This window comes from Nocardia amikacinitolerans NBRC 108937 (genome assembly GCF_001612615.1).
Lineage (GTDB): Bacteria > Actinomycetota > Actinomycetes > Mycobacteriales > Mycobacteriaceae > Nocardia > Nocardia amikacinitolerans.
On record NZ_BDAU01000027.1, the window covers coordinates 1 to 17,090 of the forward strand.

Here is a 17,090-nt window from a genome sequence, read left to right on the forward strand (position 1 = left end):
CGCCTTACGGCGCTCAGCCAACGCCGCCTCACAGCACCGGATCCACCACGCCCTATGGCGCTCAGCCAACGTCGCCTCACGCCGAGCACATGACGCCCTACGGCGCGCCACCACCCGTGCCGCCGAAGAACATGCCGCGCGGTCTCTCTCCGTTCGGGATGCCCGCCAGGCACAGCTGGGAGATCCCGCTGCTCGTTCTGGTGGTGGTGTGCACGGCGGTCGCGTATCTGATCGCGATCGTCATGCTCATCGTGGTGCTCGCCGACGGGGCCGTGCCGAGCGACTATCTGCTGCTGCTCGTCTTCGCGCCGATCCTGGTCTGGGTCGGGCGCGGTATCAACTACGCGTCGCAGCGGGTGAACGGGGTGAAGATGTCGCCGACGCAGTTCCCCGAGGGCTACCAGATGGTGGTCGACGCGGCGGCCCGCTTCGGCATGGCGAAGGTGCCCGACGCCTACGTGGTGCTCGGCAACGGCCAGATCAACGCCTTCGCCTCCGGGCACGGCTTCCGGCGCTTCGTCGTCGTCTACAGCGACCTGTTCGAAATCGGCGGCAAGGCACGCGAACCCGACGCGCTCGCGTTCATCATCGGCCACGAGGTCGGTCACATCGCCGCCGGGCACACCTCGTACTGGCGACAGCTGGGCATGTTCCTCGTGCCGTTCCTGCCGATCCTCGGCAGCTCGCTGATCCGCTCGCAGGAGTACACCGCCGACAATCACGGCTACTGCAACCGGCACACCGGCGCGGCCGCGGCCATGGGCACGCTGGCGGCGGGCAAGTACATGAACACCCTCGTCGGCTTCGACGAGATGGCCGACCGCGCCGCGACCGAGAAGGGCGGGTTCGTCTGGTTCGTCAACGCCCTGTCCTCGCACCCGGTGCTGACCTGGCGAATGTGGGCGCTGCGCGACCGCAGCAGGCACGGCAAGCTGTTCCTGCGCCCGAGCCCGCGGCCGCCGGTGGGCGCCGTGCCGTACGGCCCGTACGGCGAGGTTCCGAGTCTGCCGCCGAAGCCGGTGCCCTGAGCGACCGGACCGGGCGCCGCGACCGCGCGGCGCCCGGTCTCGTATTCAGTCGAAGACCGGGTCTTCGGTCCTGGTCCGCTTGAGCTCGAAGAAGTGCGGGTAGGACGCCAGCGCGACGACGCCGTCCCAGATCTTGCCCGCTTCCTCGCCGCGCGGAATGCGCGAGAGCACCGGACCGAAGAACGCGACACCGTTGACGTGGATGGTCGGGGTGCCGACGTCCTTGCCGACCTTGTCCATGCCCTCGTGATGGCTCTTGCGCAGGGCCTCGTCGTACTCGGTGCTCTCCGCGGCCTTGGCGAGCTCCGCGGGCAGACCGACCTCGGCGAGCGCGTCGGCGATCACCGCGGCCAGGCTCTCCTGCATGGTCGGACGCTCGTATTCGGCCTTGCGATCGTGGATGCGGCTGCCCATCGCGGTGTAGAGCGGGGAGAGCACCTTGTCGCCGTGGTCCTTGGCGGCGGCGATGGCGACGCGCACCGGACCCCAGCCGCTGTTCATCAGTTCGCGGTACTGCTCGGGCAGATCGCGGCCCTCGTTCAGCACAGCGAGGCTCATCACGTGGAAGCGCGCCTCGATGTCGCGGACCTGCTCGACCTCCAAGATCCAGCGGGAGGTGATCCAACACCAGGGGCACAGCGGGTCGAACCAGAAGTCGGCGACGTTCTTCTCGGCCGTGTCGGTCACGGGTCGTTCCTCTCGATCGCATGCAGGAAGCACGGCGCGCCAGCGCCGTTACCCGGAACCAACCACGCCGCCGGACGATTCGTTCCCGGCCCGAACCGATGTCCGGATACCGCGTTGCGGAACACCCGCCGACAGTAGGCTCGAGTGGGCACGCGTTCCCTCCCGAGAAGGAGTCCGCAATGACCTCGGATCGGCGTTTCGTGATCGTCGGCGGCGGTCTCGCCGCGGCCAAGACGGCGGAAGCCCTGCGCGACAACGATTTCGACGGGAAGATCACCCTGGTCGGCGCCGAGGAACATCTGCCCTACGAACGACCTCCGCTGTCCAAGGAGCATTTGTTCGGCAAGAAGCAGCTCGCGGATTTCACCGTGGAACCGGCGCAGTGGTACCGCGACCACAATGTGGACCTACTGCTCGGCACGACCGTGAGCGCGATCGATCGGGACGCGAAGACGATCATCCTGCCGGACGACTCCACGCTCTCCTACGACAAACTCGCGCTGGCCACCGGATCCACGCCGCGCACGTTGCCGCTGCCCGGCGCCGACACCCCCAACGTCTACACGCTGCGCCACATCGAGGACTCCGACACCTTGATCGGCCTCTTCGGCCAGAGCAACCGGCTCGCGATCATCGGCGCGGGCTGGATCGGCCTCGAGGTCGCGGCGGCCGCCCGCGCCGCCGGGATGGACGTCACCATCGTGGAGACCGCCGAACAGCCGCTGCTCGGCGCGCTCGGACCCGAGATGGGCGCGGTCTTCGCCGACCTGCACCGGGCGCACGGCGTCGACCTACGACTCGGCGCGCAGGTCGAGGAGATCACCACGCACGACGGGATCGCGACGGCGATCGCCGACGGGCTGCGGCTGGCCGACGGGACGACCGTCGCCGCCGACGCCGTGCTGGTCGCGGTCGGCGCCAAGCCGAATATCGAGATCGCCGCCGAGGCGGGGCTCGAGGTGGACAAGGGCGTGCTCGTTGACGCGAGCCTGGTCACCAGCGATCCGGACATCGTCGCCGTCGGCGACATCGCCGAACAGCAGCATCCTCGGCTCGACCGCCGTATCCGGGTGGAGCACTGGGCCAACGCGCTCAACCAGCCCGCGGTCGCGGCGGCGACCATGCTCGGCAAGTCGGCGACCTACGACCGGCTGCCCTACTTCTTCACCGATCAGTACGACCTCGGCATGGAGTACACGGGGTTCGCCGCGCCGGGCGAGTACGAGCGGGTCGTGGTGCGCGGCGATCTGGAGGGTCGCGAGTTCGTCGCGTTCTGGCTGGACGCGGAGAACCGGGTGCTCGCGGGCATGAACGTCAACGTGTGGGACGTGACCGACCGGATCAAGGAGCTGATCACCGCTGGCGAGCCGGTCGATCCCGATCGCTTGGGCAACACGTCGACTTCACTGTGATCCAGATCACCGAATTTCTCGTGAGCGATGTGTCGAAGCGGCGCGCACCGCTCCGACCTACCTGCGAGAGCGCCGAAGGGGCGCGCCGATCCGCGAGGAGACAACCGTGAAGTACATGCTGATCAAGACCTACAGCGAAGCCACCTACTGCAACACCCGGATGTCGGAGTGGGAGCCGGAAGACATCAAGGCGCACATCGACTTTCAGCGCGCGCTCGGCGAGGAACTGGCCAAGTCGGGCGAACTGGTCGACGCGCAGGGCCTGGCGGGACCGGAAAGCGCGCGCATCGTCAGCGCGGACGGCCGCTCCGCACCCGTGATCACCGACGGCCCGTTCCCCGAGACCAAGGAATTCCTGGCGGGGTACTGGCTCGTCGACGTGGACAGCCCCGAACGCGCGTTGCAGATCGCCGCCCAGGCCTCGGCCGCGCCCGGCCCCGGCGGCAAGCCGATCGGTGAGTACATCGAAGTGCGCGCGGTGATGAGCGCTCCCGCCACCGAGCTGTGACCCTTCCGCCCGACGCCGAGGCCCTGCTGCGCGAACTGGCGCCCCAGGTCCTCGGCGTCTTGGTGCGCCGTTTCGGTGACTTCGACGCCGCCGAGGACGCCGTTCAGGAGGCCCTGCTCGCCGCCGCGACCCAGTGGCCGGCGGCGGGGCTCCCGGACAACCCGCGCGGCTGGCTCGTCCAGGTCGCGCAGCGCAGGATGGCGGACGCGGTGCGCGCCGAGGTGGCCCGCAGGCGCAGGGAGACAACGGTTTTCGAGCGCGAGTTGCCGGACGCCGAGATCGTCGACCGGGACGACACCCTGGCGATGTTCTTCCTGTGCTGTCACCCCGCGTTGTCCTCGGCGAGTGCGATCGCGTTGACGCTGCGGGCGGTCGGCGGGCTGACCACCGCGGAGATCGCGCGCGCGTTCCTGCTTCCGGAGCCGACCATGGCCCAGCGCATCGCGCGGGCCAAGAAGCGCCTCGCCGCACTCGATCGCCCGTTCGCCAGGCCCGACGACGCCGAGTGGCGGGAGCGACTCGGCTCGGTGCTGCACGTGCTGTATCTGATCTTCAACGAAGGGCACACCACCACTTCGGGCGCCGAGTTGCAGCGCACGGACCTTTCGGGCGAGGCGATCCGGCTCGCCCGCGCCGTGCACCGGCTGCTGCCCGACGACGTCGACGTCACCGGACTGCTGGCGCTCATGCTGTTGACGGACGCTCGCCGGGCCGCCCGTGTCGGTCCGCACGGCGAACTGATCCCGCTGGCAGAACAGCGACGCGGCCGGTGGGATCGGGCGATGATCACCGAGGGCGTGCGGCTGGTCACCGGCACCCTGTCGCACGGACTCACCGGCGCGTACCAGGTGCAGGCGGCGATCGCGGCCGTGCACGGGCAGGCGCCGCGCGCGGAGGACACCGACTGGCCGCGCATCCTGGCGCTGTACAACCTGCTCGAACGCATCGCGCCGAATCCGGTGGTGACGCTGAATCGCGCCGTCGCGGTCGCGATGGTGCACGGTCCGTCGGCGGGGCTGGCACTGATCGACACCCTCGCGGAGCCGCTCGCGGGCGCGGGTCACCGGCTGGACGCGGTGCGCGGCCATCTGCACGAGATGGCGGGCGAGTATCCGGCCGCCGTCGCGAACTACACCGCGGCGGCCCGCCGAACCACGAGTGTGCCGGAGTGGGACTATCTGACGCTGCGTGCGGCGCGCCTACGTCAGGTTATGGTGGCGCGGAACTGAGTTCCGGTCGGCACTTCCGACGCGGATCCTCAGCCTTCCAAGCTGATATCCCGGCCCTCGCCCAGAAGCTGCCCGAACCGCCGCACCGCCGCGCGCGGTCGACTCGAGCCCGACGGGCCGCACCGGTTCCGCCACTTCCGCGGCGAGCCGCACGAACGCCGCGTCGAATTCGGCATCGGCGGCAACTGAGGCGAGGAGCCGCCGGAGCAGGACAGCGCGCCCGTCCGCACTCGTTTCCGCATCTCCGCGTCGAGCCACCCACCCGCCGCATCGGACAGCGTCGCAGGAAGCCGCCGGACCGGACTATTCGATGCCGCGCGCGGCGGTTGAGCCAGGAAACGGTCGGGTGACGCGGCAGACTGCTGGTGTGACAGCGACATTCAGCGCGGGCATCCTCCTGTTTCGCATCACCTCGGGCGATCCCGAGGTCCTGCTCGGCCACATGGGCGGGCCCTTCTGGGCGCGCAAAGACAACGCGGCCTGGTCGATCCCCAAGGGCGAATACGACCCGGAGACCGAGGACGCCGCACTGGCCGCCCGCCGCGAATTCACCGAAGAGCTGGGACTACCCGCACCGGAAGGGGAATGGATCCCGCTGGGTGAAGTCCGCTACAGCAGCGGGCGCAAGCGGCTCGTCGCGTGGGCCGTACAGGGCGACCTCGATCCGGCCCAGGTCGACCCGGGCACCTTCGAAATGGAGTGGCCGCCGCACTCCGGCCGCCTCGTCGCCTTCCCGGAGATCGACCGCGCCGAGTGGTTCGACATGGCCACCGCGCACGACAAGCTGATCGCCGGGCAGCGGCCCTACCTGGACCGCCTCACCGAACACCTGCGCGCGGAAGCCGACCGGACCGACGACGCTCGCCCCTGAGAACCCGGGGTCGGGCAGCGCTCAGGCCGACGCCCACCGCACGCCGGTGATGAGCTCGAACGCCTCCTGGTACTTGCGGCGGGTCGCCTCGACGATGTCGGCCGGAATCTCCGGGCCCGGAGGCTCCTTGTCCCAGCCGGTCGAGGTGGACCAGTCCCGGACGAACTGCTTGTCGAAGGACGGCTGCGGGTGCCCGGGCTCCCACTGATCGGCGGGCCAGAAGCGTGAGGAGTCGGAGGTGAGCACCTCGTCGCCGAGGGTGAGAACGTCACCGTCCCAGCCGAATTCGACCTTGGTGTCGGCGATGATGACGCCCTTGCTCGCGGCGTGCTCTGCGCCGCGAAGGTAGATGTCGAGGGTGCGATCGCGCAGCTGCTCGGCGACCTCGCGGCCCTCCTGGTTCACCACGTCGGCGAAGGTGATCGGCTCGTCGTGGCCCTCGGACGCCTTGCTGGTGGGGGTGAAGATCGGCTCGGGCAGCTTGTCGCCGTCGCGCAGGCCGGGCGGCAGCGCGACGCCGGACACGGTGCCGGTGCGCTCGTACTCCTTCAGACCCGAGCCGGTGAGGTAGCCGCGCGCGATGCACTCCACGTGCACCATCTTCAGCGGCTTGACCCGCACACCGCGGCCTGCGAACTCCGCGGGAACGTCGGTGGTGGACAGCACGTGGTTGGGCACGTCGGCGAAGAACTGGAACCACCAGTTCGACAGCTGGGTCAGCAGCGCGCCCTTCTCCGGAATCGGCGTCGGCAGCACCACGTCGTACACCGAGACCCGATCGGAGGCCACGAGCAGCAACGTGTCGCCGTCCTCGTACAGGTCGCGCACCTTACCGGCGTGCACATGCTTCAACGTGGAGCCTCCGAATCCGTGGATGTGTGTCTGCGCTGCACAGGAACGATACCGCCGTGGTCTTCGGCGGCCGGTGCCGCCGCCTGCGCCCGCCGGGCGTGTGCCCCGGCCTTCGTACCGGCCCGCACGCTCGAGGGCTGGACCGCACCTGACCGCACCTGCTGGGTGCGCCCCTCCAGGCGATGCGCGGATCGAGGACCGCCCCGTCCGGCCGCCCCATCTGACGTTCGCTCCCCATGCGCGGATCGAGGACCGCCTCGTCCGGCCACCCCATCTGACGTGACCCCGCATTCGCTCCCCATGCCCGACTCGAAGACAGACCGAGTCCGCATGTGCCCGCGGGGCGCACCCCGCATTCGCTCCGGCCATGCGCGATCGGGGGACGGACTCCGTCCGGCTGCGCCCACTAGGGTTGGCGAGAAAGTTCCGCGCGGGCGGACCCGCCCGGTGGCATTGTGGACGCTGTCGCGCTCCCGGTGGGCGATCCCGCCGCGAGCTCGCACCGTGCCGTGTTCGTCGAAGAGCGAAGGAGTTCCATGTCTGCCCCGAATCTCACCCGCGACCAGGCGATCGAGCGCGCCGCCACGGTCGGCGTCGAGAACTACCGCATCGAACTCGATCTCACCGACCAGCCGACCGGCACCGACGGCACGGTCGGCGAGACGTTCGGCTCGAAGTCCACCGTCACCTTCACCGCGACGCCCGGCGCGAGCACCTTCATCGACATCGTCGCGGCCGGCGTGCGCTCGGCGGTGCTCAACGGCATCCCGCTCGACATCTCCGACTACGACGAGGCCAAGGGCATCGCGCTGCACAACCTGGCCGAGCGCAACGAGCTGGTCGTCGAGGCCGACTGCGTGTACTCGCACACCGGCGAGGGCCTGCACCGGTTCGTCGATCCGACCGACGACAAGGTCTACCTGTACTCGCAGTTCGAGACCGCCGACGCCAAGCGCATGTTCGCCTGCTTCGATCAGCCGGATCTGAAGGCCACCTTCGACATCACTGCCACCGCACCCGCCGACTGGGAGGTCGTCTCCAACGGCGCGGGCAGCAAGCGGGAGTCCGGCGGTGTCGCCGTGCACACCTTCGCCACCACGCCGCGGATGAGCACCTACCTGGTCGCCATGATCGCGGGCCCGTACGCGAAGTGGACCGACACCTACACCGACGAGCACGGCTCGATCCCGCTCGGCATCTACTGCCGCGCGTCGCTGGCCGAGCACATGGACGCCGACCGCCTCTTCACCGAGACCAAGCAGGGTTTCGGCTTCTACCACGCCAACTTCGGCGTTCCGTACGCCTTCGGCAAGTACGACCAGCTGTTCGTGCCGGAGTTCAACGCGGGCGCGATGGAGAACGCGGGCGCGGTGACCTTCCTGGAGGACTACGTCTTCCGTTCCAAGGTGACCCGCGCGTCCTACGAGCGCCGCGCCGAGACCGTGCTGCACGAGATGGCGCACATGTGGTTCGGCGACCTGGTCACCATGAAGTGGTGGGACGACCTGTGGCTGAACGAGTCGTTCGCCACCTTCGCCTCGGTGCTGTGCCAGTCCGAGGCCACCGAGTACACCAACGCGTGGACCACCTTCGCCAATGTGGAGAAGTCCTGGGCGTACCGGCAGGACCAGCTGCCGTCGACGCACCCGATCGCGGCCGACATCCCGGACCTCGCCGCGGTGGAGGTCAACTTCGACGGCATCACCTACGCCAAGGGCGCGAGCGTGCTCAAGCAGCTGGTGGCCTACGTCGGGCTGGAGCCGTTCCTGGCTGGTCTGCGCGACTACTTCGCCGAACACGCCTACGGCAACGCCACTTTCGACGACCTGCTGACCGCGCTGGAGAAGTCCTCCGGCCGCGACCTGTCGACCTGGGGCGCGCAGTGGCTCAAGACCACCGGCCTCAACATCCTGCGGCCCGACTTCCAGGTCGACGCCGACGGCAAGTTCGGTTCGTTCGCCGTCGTCCAGGAAGGCGCGGCCCCCGGCGCGGGCGAGCGTCGTGTGCACCGGCTGGCGGTCGGTGTCTACGACGACCAGGACGGCAAGCTGGTCCGCACCCACCGCGTCGAGCTGGATCTCGATGCCGCCGAGCGCACCGAGGTGCCGGAGTTGGTCGGCGTGCCGCGCGGCAAGTTCGTGCTGGTCAACGACGACGACCTGACCTACTGCTCGGTACGGCTGGACGCCGACTCGCTGGACGTGCTCGTCAACCGGATCGCCGACATCGCCGAGCCGCTCCCCCGCACGCTGGCTTGGTCGGCGGCGTGGGAGATGACCAGGCAGGCCGAGTTCAAGGCCCGCGATTTCGTCGCGCTCGTGCAGCGCGGCGTCGGCGCGGAAACCGAGATCGGCGTCGTGCAGCGGCTGCTCATGCAGGCGCACACCGCGATCGGCAGCTACGCCGACCCCGCGTGGGCCGATTCGGTGGGTTGGCCCCAATTCGCCGATCGCCTGCTGGAATTGGCGCGCGAGGCCGAGCCGGGCTCGGATCACCAGCTGGCCTTCGTCAACGCGCTGACCGGCGCGCGGCTGTCGGGCTGGCACACCGAGGTGCTGCGCGAACTGCTCGACGGCGCCCCTGCCTCGGTCGGTCTCGGCGGACTCGCGGTCGACACGGATCTGCGCTGGCGCCTGGTCAGCGCGCTCGCCGCGGCGGGCGAGATCGACGCCGAGGGCACGGCTACCCCGACCATCGACCGCGAGCTCGCCAACGACCCGACCGCGGCGGGCAAGCGCCAGGCCGCGGCAGCGGCGACCGCGCGGCCGATCGCCGAGGTCAAGGAAGAGGCGTGGACCAGGGTGATGGACGACGACTCGCTGCCCAACATCACCGCCCGCGCGATCGTCGGCGGCTTCGCCCCGGCCGGTCAGGGCGAGCTGCTCGGCTCGTTCGTGGAGCGGTACTTCGCCGAGATCCCCGCGGTGTGGGAGCGGCGCTCCAGCGAGGTCGCGCAGACGGTCGTCGTCGGCCTGTACCCGTCTTGGGAGATCACCGACGACGCGGTCGCCGCGGCGGACAAGTTCCTCGCCGACAACCACCCGCCCGCCCTGCTCCGCCTGGTCTCCGAGGGCAAGGCGGGCATCGAACGCTCGCTGCGCGCGCGAGCCTTCGACGCGCGCTAGTCCCTGCCGCTCCCACAAATCGTTTCGACGCCTCACATAGCCACCGGCTATGTGAGGCGTGCAGTGCCTGTGTGGGAGTGGCCTTCGGTGCTCAGCGGGCGAGGAAGTGCCAGCCGAGCCAGGCCCAGCAGAGGACCGCGATGATGCGGACGGGTCGGCTGGTGAGTGCGGCGGCGGCCACGGCGCTCAATGGGGTGAGTAGATCGCGGCGAACGTGGGCTAGGGCGGTGAGGGCGAGGGCGATCGCGAGAAGCACGGCGAAGCCGACTACGACGTGGGTTCCTCCGTTCATCGGGTGACCAGCCACCAGCCGATCGCCAGCCAGGCCAACCAGGCGGCGAAGCGGAGCGGGCCCTGTTCGATGGCCGGATCGATCAGGGTCGAGAGGGTGGGGTATTCGTCATGGGGTTTGGACCAATCCGGTTGGCGGACATACGCGTACGCCTCCCACCCGGCACCCGCGAGCAACAGCCCCGACCACACTGCGGTGCCCCTGCGCAGCGGCGTGGTTTTCGGGTGGGCGGCACTCGACGGACGCAGCGCCCACCCCAGGGCGACCGCGGCGACGACGAGGACCACTACCACCGCGGGCCATTCGAAGGGTCGCGTGACGAATCCGAGTGCCGCCACCGCGACCACGCACGCGATCCCGAGCGCACGCCGTCGACCGGACGGTCGCGCGGTGGGCACCGATTTCGCTGCCACTGTCGCAGAATACGACCAGGCAATGCGCCGAGTGCGCAGGTGAGCGGAATTCGATGCCCGTGCCGCCGCCGAGTGCGCAGCTCAGCGGAACAGTTCGGTGTTGTCCCTTGCCCACTGCGCGAAGCTCGTGGCCGGCGCACCGGTGACGTCCGCGATCGTGGTTGTCGGCTTCTGCGGGTGCTCGACCATGCTCGCGATCCCGTCGACGTACCATTCCGCGTACGAGCCCATCGCCGGTTCGAGCATCCGGATGGCTTCGTCACGTGGCACTTGGACGACGGTGAGGTCCCGTCCGAGGGCGGCGCCGATGGCGTGGATCTTCTCGGCCCTGGTGAGCGTCTCCGGGCCGGTCAGCTCGTAGGTCTTGCCCGCGTGCCCCTCGGTGAGCAGCACCTTCGCCGCGGTGCGGGCGATGTCGTCCATCGTGAGGGGCGCGTTGGCGGCCTCGGGGTGTGGATCGCGGATCTCGTCGGATGCCTTGATCTGGTCGGCCCAGATGGCGGCGTTCTCGCTGAACTCACCGGCGTAGAGGTGCGTCCAGTCCAGGCCGGAGCCCTCGACGGCCTTGGCGATGGGCTGCCAGTCGGTGGATTCGTCGCCGGACAGGTCGACGATGTGCCGGACGCCCGCCGCCTTCGCCAGCTCGACCACCTCGTTCACCGTCTCCAGCACCGGCGCGAGATACATGCGGTCGACGCCCTCGAAGGCGGCGGGCAACGAGGACAGCCGCCGCAGATAGCCCTGCGCGACCTCGACGCCCGCGGGGAACCCGGCGCGCTCGGGGTGGTTCGACAGCGCCCGAACATCGGTCGCGCCGCCCGCCAGCAGATGATCGACAACCATCCGCCCGATGTTGCCGGTGGCTCCCGTGACAAGAATTTTCATCTTCCCAAGGTGCCCGCGATTCGCCGATCTCGACAACCCCCAATGTTTCCGCGCCGCAGCCGGAAACGCGAGCGGCGCGCCCACCCGATTCGGGTGGGCGCGCCGCGAGCACGCTGGTGACGTGGGGGTCAGCGACCGATGGCGGCAGCCATCACGCGGACCGCGGAAATCAAACCGTCGATCAGCTGACCCTGCCGGATCGAGCTGAGCGCGGCGGTGACGCCGAGCTGGCAGACGCGGTCGTTGGCGCGGTCGGCGACATCGTGGCCGGAGCGGACCTCGATCGCCTTCTCGTTGGGCGAGACGGCGATGAGCACCGAGCGCGCCGCCTCGGGGGTCGTGGCGAACAGCGCGTCCGCGCCCGCCGCCGTGTCGGCGCCGAGATCGCCCACGTAGATGTTGAAGCGCACCTTGGTCGCGCGGGTCGCCTCGGTCAGCGCGTTGTCCATGGCGAGCCGCTCTTCATCGCTGAAGGGGGCTTCCTTGAACACGTCGCCCGCCTCGTGCACACCGGACACGCGTCCGCTGCTGGTGAGGGCGTACCCGTGCGGGAGGTCGGCCTCGACCACCGCTGGCCACTTAGAACTTGCCACTTGCCCGGCCTCCGATCAGCTCAACCTGGGCGGATTCGATAGCCGCATGGCTGCCATGCGACTGAGCGGTGTCGTGGTGCCCGTGTCCGGTCACCTCGTCGGTAGCACTCCACAGCACCGGCTCCGCGGTCCACTTCTGTCCGAGTTCGAAGTGAACCGGCTTCTCGCCGGGCAGCGGCTTACCGAGAAACGACAATCCGGCGATCGCCGCGTAGATCACCAGCGGGATGCCGACGAAGATCAGCACTGTCTCGAGAATGCTCACGGCCTTACGGTAGACGATGCTGTGTAGTAGACGCTCGTCCGGTCGTCCACTGACCCCGTGTCGTTCCGGCCGGGGACCGGTCCTGCCCGGCCCCGTCCGGCGAAACCGCCCGCGCCCGAGTCGCATTCGGAGACGAAGTCTCGCCGCCTACCTGGACGGCGGCCACACTCGCCGCGCGCACCCGCGGCGAAGACGAACAACGGACGCTGGCGGGAGCTGGTCGCCGGACCGCTGCCGGAACGAGCTGCCAGGCATCCACGGCGCGGCATCCGCCAACTCGACTGCGGTTCACTGCGGGGCCATCGAATGCCCGGACGAGACCGATAGGGAGTTCGTGGTCGCGGTGTAGGTCAGACCAGCCAAGCTGCCGCGTCGGGCGGCAGTTGCCCGCTGGTCAGCGGTGCGCTGGCCAGGAGCAGTTCGCCGGGCGGCAGCGGGATCGGCGCTGCGCTCGCGTTGAGCACGCAGACCAGCCCGCCGGGACGGCGGAAGGCAAGGCAACCCGCGGGACTGCCGTACCACTCGATCCTCGGGCCCGCGAATTCCGGTCGCAGACCGCGCAATTCGATCGCCAACCGGTACAGCGAGACGGTCGAACCCAGCTCCTCGAGCTGCGCCTCCACGCTCAATCCGGCCCACTCCGGCGGAATCGGCAACCACGAGCGCTCACCCTTGGTGAACCCGAACGGCGGCCGGTCGCCCTCCCACGGGATCGGCACCCGGCAACCGTCACGCCCGCGTTCGGTGCGTCCCGACCGTTCCCAGACGGGGTCTTGCAGCACGTCTTCGGGGAGGTCGTCCACGTTCGGCAGGCCGAGTTCGGCGCCGTTGTAGATGAACACCGCGCCGGGCAGTGCCAGCTCGACCAGGATCATCGCCTTGGCCCGCGCCAACCCGGTCGCTCCGCCGCCGTAGCGGGTGACCTCGCGTTCGACGTCGTGGTTGGACAGGGTCCAGGTGGGCGAGGCGCCGACCGGCGCGACCGCGGACAGCGAGTTGTCGATGGCGTCGCGGACCGCCTCGGCGGTGAACGCCGTCTCGGCCAGGCGGAAGTTGAAGGCCAGGTGCAGCTCGTCGGGTCGCACGTATTCGCCGAAGCGGGTGTTGTCGTCGACCCAGACCTCGCCGATGGACACCGCGTTCGGGTACTCGTCGATCACCTTGCGGATGCGGCGGTGGATGTCGTGCACGGCCGGGTTGTTGAAGCGCGGGTCGCTGTCGTCGTGGATGAGCATCTTGGTGGACACGGTCTCCATGTCCGGCAGGCCAGGCGGTTTGGCCATGCCGTGCGCGACGTCGATGCGGAAACCGTCCACGCCGCGGTCGAGCCAGAACCGCAGCGTCTGCTCGAAATCCGCGACGACCTCGGGATTCTCCCAGTTCAGGTCGGGTTGTTCCGGCGCGAAGAGGTGCAGGTACCACTGGCCGGGCGTGCCGTCCGGCTCGGTGACCCTGGTCCAGGCCGGACCGCGGAAGATGCTCGGCCAGTTGTTGGGCGGCTCGTCGCCGTTGGGTCCTCGGCCGTCGCGGAAGATGTAGCGCGCCCGTTCGGGGCTGCCCGGCGCGGCGGCCAGCGCCGCCTGGAACCAAGGGTGCTCGCTGCTGGTGTGGTTCGGCACCAGGTCCATGGTGACCTTGAGCCGCCGGGCGTGTGCCTCGGTGATGAGCGCGTCCAGCGCGGCCATGCCACCGAACAGGGCATCGATGTCGCGGGGATCGGCGACGTCGTAGCCACCGTCGGCCATCGGCGAGCGCATGACCGGGCAGATCCACAGTGCGTCGACGCCGAGCAATTCCAGATAGCCGAGCTTCTCGCGGACGCCGCCCAGATCACCGATGCCGTCACCGTCGGAGTCGGCGAAGGAACGGGGGTAGACCTGGTAGAACACGGCGGAACGCCACCACGGCTGGCCGGTGCGATCCGCCGGCGCCTGCACGGCAGGTGTAGCTGTCACGTTCGTAATAGTGCCAAAGACATGCGACGAATTCCGCACGGGTGACCGCATGTCACACTATCTGGCAAATTCACAGCGAATCCCTTGCCCGGCCGGTACGGTGCCTCGCGGCTCACATCGGCGAGTTCACCAGCGAGTACGCGGCCATCTCCAGATAGTCGAGCAGGGCCTTGCGGTGTTCGTCGTCGAGGACCTCGGGCTCGAGCTCCGCGACCGCGATGTGCATGCAGCGCAGCCAGGCGTCGCGCTCGAGCGGACCGATGGTGAACGGCATGTGCCGCATCCGCAGCCTCGGATGCCCGCGTTCGTCGGAGTAGGTGCGCGGACCGCCCCAGTACTGTTCGAGGAACATGCGCAGCCTGCGCTCCGCGGGTCCGAGATCCTCTTCCGGATAGAGCGGACGCAGGATCTCGTCGGCGGCCACCTCTCGGTAGAACACCGCCACGAGCCGACGGAACGTCTCCGCGCCGCCGACCGCCTCGTAGAACGACGTCGTGGTCTGCTCGCCCGAACTCATCAGGTCCTCTCGATTGGTCGAATCCCCGCACTCCATTGTGCCCGGCGCGGGCTCGGCCGCCACGGCTGGACGGGCCGCGCGACCGCGGTCCAGATAGCGGAGCGGCGGCTCTTCAGCGGCAGTTAACCCAACATTGTGCGAAATCACCGTGCAATCAGGCGAGTTCCATGGTCATATTGGTGGCAGTCTCCACGGGAGATATCACATGATCTTGAACCTGACGAAATCGGGGTCACCCAGATGAAGCAGCGGCACGGCCGGTCACACGAGGCCAGGACCCACCGACAACTCCAGCCCGCCGACGTCCACAATCGTGGGTCGGGGGCTACTCCGCTGCACATCTTGTCCGATCATCATCCTGGATCCCACCGCCCGGGTGAGGCTCCTCATCGTGCCGATCACGGCCACCATCTCACGCCGGTCCAGGCCGAGACCGCCAACTGGTTGAAGCGCCGGGTGTTGCTTCTGAACGCCACCTACGAGCCGCTCACCGCGTTGTCCGCCCGCCGTGCCGTCGTCCTGCTCATCTGCGACAAAGCCGACGCCGTGCACCACAATCCCGAAGGACCGGTCGTCCATTCCGCCGGATCCGAGGTGGCCGTTCCCTCGGTCATCCGGCTGCGCACCTACGTGCGCGTCCCCTATCGCGCCCGCGTCCCGATGACAAGGGCCGCGCTCATGCACCGCGACCGCTACCGCTGCGGATACTGCGGCGGCAAGGCCGAGACCATCGATCATGTCGTCCCGCGCAGCCGCGGCGGCGAGCATTCCTGGGAGAACTGCGTCGCCAGCTGCGCGCCGTGCAACCACCGCAAAGCCGACAAGTTGCTCAGCGAGCTCGGCTGGACGTTGCGCTCGCCGCTTGTCTCGCCGAAAGGGCCGCACTGGCGGCTGCTGTCGACGACCTCGGACCTCGATCCGATCTGGTTGCAGTACCTCGGCGAAGGCGCTGCCTGAGCACCGGGGTCGAGCTCCGACTGAGGCTCGTCCGATACGTGGCGGCCGCAGTTCTGCCCAAGCCGACGTGGATCAGCCGTACTCGACCATGAGCGTCGCCCAGGTGCCGGATTCCAGCGCCTCGAAGATGTGCGGCGCGTCGCCCGGATAGGCGATGTAGTCGCCCGGTCCCAGCTCCACCGGCGACTCGGTGGGGCCGACCATCGCCCGCCCTGTCGCGAGGAGCACGTGCTCGATCACGCCGGGGATGTGCGGGTCCGAGGCGCGTGGGTGGCCGGGTTCGGCGGTGATGCGGAACAGGTCGCGGCGAGTGTTCGGCAAACCGGACGCGAGCAGCGTCGCGGTGTATTCCGACCGCTCGGCGGCCACCCGCGGCCCCTCGCCCGCCCGGATCACCTGGACGGTCGGCCGCGGCGGATCGAGCAGCCGGGAGAACGGCATGTCCAGCGCGACGCACAGCGCCCACAGGGTTTCCAGGCTCGGGTTCCCGCTACCCGACTCCAATTGGGAGAGCGTGGATTTCGCGATGCCCGCCCGGTTCGCCACCTCGCTCAGCGAGAGCCCGGCGCGGGTGCGCTCGCGGCGCAGCGAAGCCGCGATCACCGCCTGCGGCGTCGCCGTCGTGGTGTCGTTCCGCGTCATGCCCCAGCTCCCGTCGAGTGCGAACCGCCCAACAGAAAACCATATTGACGAACCGGCCTGCCATGTTCACTATAAGCTACATGCGTTCGATATGGCGAACACTGGACCGGGAGACACTGTCCGGCATCGCGGCGGTGTGCCTCGCCGTCGCCGTCATCGGCATCTCCTACGGTACGACCGCGGTAGCCGAGGGCTTTCCGGTGTGGCTGCCGGTGCTGCTCGGCACCGTCGTGCTCGCGGGCGGCGCGGAGTTCCTGTTCATCGGTATCGTCGCGGCGGGCGGCAATCCGATCGCGGCGACGCTGGCCGGACTGCTGGTCAACGCGCGACACCTGCCCTACGGGCTGTCGGTCCCGGACGTCGTCGGCACCGGATGGCGGCGGCTGATCGGCGTGCACGTGATGAACGACGAGGCGGTCGCGATGGCGCTGGCCGAATCCGAACCCGACCGCCGCCGCGCCGTCTACTGGGCCTGCGGGCTCGGTGTCCTGCTCGCCTGGCCGGGCGGGGCGGCGCTCGGCGCGCTGATCGGAACGGTGGTGCCGGATACCTCGGTACTCGGCTTGGACGCGGTGTTCCCCGCGGTGTTGCTCGCGTTGGTCATTCCGGCGCTGCGCGACCGGACGACGTTCGGGGCGGTGTGCGTCGGAACCGGCGTCGCGGTGCTGAGTGCGCCCTTCCTGCCCGCGGGTTTGCCCGTGCTGCTTGCTCTTTCGGGCGTGGTGGTCGCGGCCATCACGCTGGGGCGCGGCGCGAGCGACGTGCACGGGACCGTGCGCGAGAAACACGGCTCCGCGATCGAAGTGCACTCCGTGGAGAACTCCGCGACCGACGAACGACACTCCGCGGCGAACTCCGC

Annotated in this window: 17 protein-coding genes and 1 pseudogene; 8 read left to right on the forward strand and 10 right to left on the reverse strand. The window is 69.3% G+C overall.

Features of this window, described 5'->3' with window-relative positions; genetic code table 11:
* The first annotated feature begins 116 nt into the window (after window positions 1-116).
* Complete coding sequence (locus NAM01S_RS20100; protein WP_372511692.1) at window positions 117-1,028, forward strand: M48 family metallopeptidase; 912 nt, start codon at window positions 117-119, stop codon at window positions 1,026-1,028.
* A gap of 45 nt (window positions 1,029-1,073) precedes the next feature.
* Here NAM01S_RS20100 and NAM01S_RS20105 read toward each other — a convergent pair whose 3' ends face one another.
* Window positions 1,074-1,715, reverse strand: a complete 642-nt coding sequence (locus tag NAM01S_RS20105; RefSeq protein ID WP_084483110.1) for a mycothiol-dependent nitroreductase Rv2466c family protein — start codon at window positions 1,713-1,715, stop codon at window positions 1,074-1,076.
* A 179-nt stretch (window positions 1,716-1,894) separates the two neighbouring features.
* Between NAM01S_RS20105 and NAM01S_RS20110 the strand changes: the two genes are divergently transcribed.
* The 4 genes from NAM01S_RS20110 to NAM01S_RS20125 all read left to right on the forward strand — a co-directional run bounded on the left by NAM01S_RS20110 (window position 1,895) and on the right by NAM01S_RS20125 (window position 5,735).
* Complete coding sequence (locus NAM01S_RS20110) at window positions 1,895-3,127, forward strand: NAD(P)/FAD-dependent oxidoreductase (protein WP_067787509.1); 1,233 nt, start codon at window positions 1,895-1,897, stop codon at window positions 3,125-3,127.
* Between the two features lie 106 nt (window positions 3,128-3,233).
* Window positions 3,234-3,635 (forward strand): YciI family protein, encoded by a 402-nt coding sequence (locus tag NAM01S_RS20115; protein ID WP_174554836.1) that lies wholly within the window; start codon window positions 3,234-3,236, stop codon window positions 3,633-3,635.
* A complete protein-coding gene (locus tag NAM01S_RS20120) occupies window positions 3,632-4,864 on the forward strand; it encodes an RNA polymerase sigma factor (protein WP_067787510.1) in 1,233 nt (410 codons plus the stop codon). Before NAM01S_RS20115 ends, NAM01S_RS20120 begins: the two co-directional genes overlap by 4 nt.
* Before the next feature lie 367 nt (window positions 4,865-5,231).
* Complete coding sequence (locus tag NAM01S_RS20125) at window positions 5,232-5,735, forward strand: NUDIX hydrolase (protein WP_253798964.1); 504 nt, start codon at window positions 5,232-5,234, stop codon at window positions 5,733-5,735.
* 21 nt (window positions 5,736-5,756) lie between these two features.
* Here NAM01S_RS20125 and NAM01S_RS20130 read toward each other — a convergent pair whose 3' ends face one another.
* Window positions 5,757-6,587, reverse strand: coding sequence for a phosphoribosylaminoimidazolesuccinocarboxamide synthase (locus NAM01S_RS20130; protein ID WP_067787513.1), 831 nt, complete (start codon window positions 6,585-6,587; stop codon window positions 5,757-5,759).
* 536 nt (window positions 6,588-7,123) lie between these two features.
* Here NAM01S_RS20130 and pepN point away from each other — a divergent pair.
* A complete protein-coding gene (gene pepN / locus NAM01S_RS20135; protein ID WP_067787569.1) occupies window positions 7,124-9,712 on the forward strand; it encodes an aminopeptidase N in 2,589 nt (862 codons plus the stop codon).
* 91 nt (window positions 9,713-9,803) lie between these two features.
* Here pepN and NAM01S_RS20140 read toward each other — a convergent pair whose 3' ends face one another.
* From NAM01S_RS20140 to NAM01S_RS20170, 7 genes are all read right to left on the reverse strand, one after another.
* Complete coding sequence (locus NAM01S_RS20140; RefSeq protein ID WP_067787515.1) at window positions 9,804-10,004, reverse strand: DUF6186 family protein; 201 nt, start codon at window positions 10,002-10,004, stop codon at window positions 9,804-9,806.
* Complete coding sequence (locus NAM01S_RS20145) at window positions 10,001-10,417, reverse strand: hypothetical protein (protein ID WP_157107808.1); 417 nt, start codon at window positions 10,415-10,417, stop codon at window positions 10,001-10,003. Before NAM01S_RS20145 ends, NAM01S_RS20140 begins: the two co-directional genes overlap by 4 nt.
* 81 nt (window positions 10,418-10,498) lie before the next feature.
* On the reverse strand, window positions 10,499-11,302 hold the full coding sequence (locus NAM01S_RS20150) for an NAD(P)H-binding protein (protein WP_067787519.1): 804 nt from the start codon (window positions 11,300-11,302) through the stop codon (window positions 10,499-10,501).
* Between the two features lie 128 nt (window positions 11,303-11,430).
* The gene (locus tag NAM01S_RS20155; protein WP_067787521.1) at window positions 11,431-11,895 is read right to left on the reverse strand and encodes a DUF5130 domain-containing protein; all 465 of its coding nucleotides are present in this window, start codon (window positions 11,893-11,895) and stop codon (window positions 11,431-11,433) included.
* Window positions 11,882-12,160: an aa3-type cytochrome oxidase subunit CtaJ gene (gene ctaJ / locus NAM01S_RS20160; RefSeq protein WP_067787523.1), complete on the reverse strand. Its 279-nt coding sequence runs from the start codon at window positions 12,158-12,160 to the stop codon at window positions 11,882-11,884. Before ctaJ ends, NAM01S_RS20155 begins: the two co-directional genes overlap by 14 nt.
* Before the next feature lie 350 nt (window positions 12,161-12,510).
* Window positions 12,511-14,115 (reverse strand): glycoside hydrolase family 13 protein, encoded by a 1,605-nt coding sequence (locus NAM01S_RS20165; RefSeq protein ID WP_253798961.1) that lies wholly within the window; start codon window positions 14,113-14,115, stop codon window positions 12,511-12,513.
* A 112-nt stretch (window positions 14,116-14,227) separates the two neighbouring features.
* Window positions 14,228-14,632, reverse strand: a complete 405-nt coding sequence (locus NAM01S_RS20170) for a globin (RefSeq protein WP_067787527.1) — start codon at window positions 14,630-14,632, stop codon at window positions 14,228-14,230.
* Between the two features lie 240 nt (window positions 14,633-14,872).
* Between NAM01S_RS20170 and NAM01S_RS20175 the strand changes: the two genes are divergently transcribed.
* On the forward strand, window positions 14,873-15,589 hold the full coding sequence (locus tag NAM01S_RS20175; protein ID WP_245910160.1) for an HNH endonuclease: 717 nt from the start codon (window positions 14,873-14,875) through the stop codon (window positions 15,587-15,589).
* A 72-nt stretch (window positions 15,590-15,661) separates the two neighbouring features.
* Here the strand turns inward: NAM01S_RS20175 and NAM01S_RS20180 are convergent, their stop codons facing one another.
* On the reverse strand, window positions 15,662-16,231 hold the full coding sequence (locus NAM01S_RS20180) for a helix-turn-helix domain-containing protein (RefSeq protein ID WP_067787531.1): 570 nt from the start codon (window positions 16,229-16,231) through the stop codon (window positions 15,662-15,664).
* Between the two features lie 80 nt (window positions 16,232-16,311).
* Here NAM01S_RS20180 and NAM01S_RS20185 point away from each other — a divergent pair.
* A pseudogene (locus tag NAM01S_RS20185) lies at window positions 16,312-16,956 on the forward strand (AzlC family ABC transporter permease); the annotation flags it as partial.
* Window positions 16,957-17,090 lie beyond the last annotated feature (134 nt).

Excerpts from the sequence above, each read along its gene's own strand:
- NAM01S_RS20110 (WP_067787509.1), top strand. The coding sequence starts at position 1,895 with ATGACCTCGGATCGGCGTTTCGTGATCGTCGGCGGCGGTCTCGCCGCG.
- pepN (WP_067787569.1), top strand. The coding sequence starts at position 7,124 with ATGTCTGCCCCGAATCTCACCCGCGACCAGGCGATCGAGCGCGCCGCC.
- NAM01S_RS20140 (WP_067787515.1), bottom strand. The coding sequence starts at position 10,004 with ATGAACGGAGGAACCCACGTCGTAGTCGGCTTCGCCGTGCTTCTCGCG.
- NAM01S_RS20150 (WP_067787519.1), bottom strand. The coding sequence starts at position 11,302 with ATGAAAATTCTTGTCACGGGAGCCACCGGCAACATCGGGCGGATGGTT.
- NAM01S_RS20170 (WP_067787527.1), bottom strand. The coding sequence starts at position 14,632 with ATGAGTTCGGGCGAGCAGACCACGACGTCGTTCTACGAGGCGGTCGGC.
- NAM01S_RS20175 (WP_245910160.1), top strand. The coding sequence starts at position 14,873 with ATGAAGCAGCGGCACGGCCGGTCACACGAGGCCAGGACCCACCGACAA.
- NAM01S_RS20180 (WP_067787531.1), bottom strand. The coding sequence starts at position 16,231 with ATGACGCGGAACGACACCACGACGGCGACGCCGCAGGCGGTGATCGCG.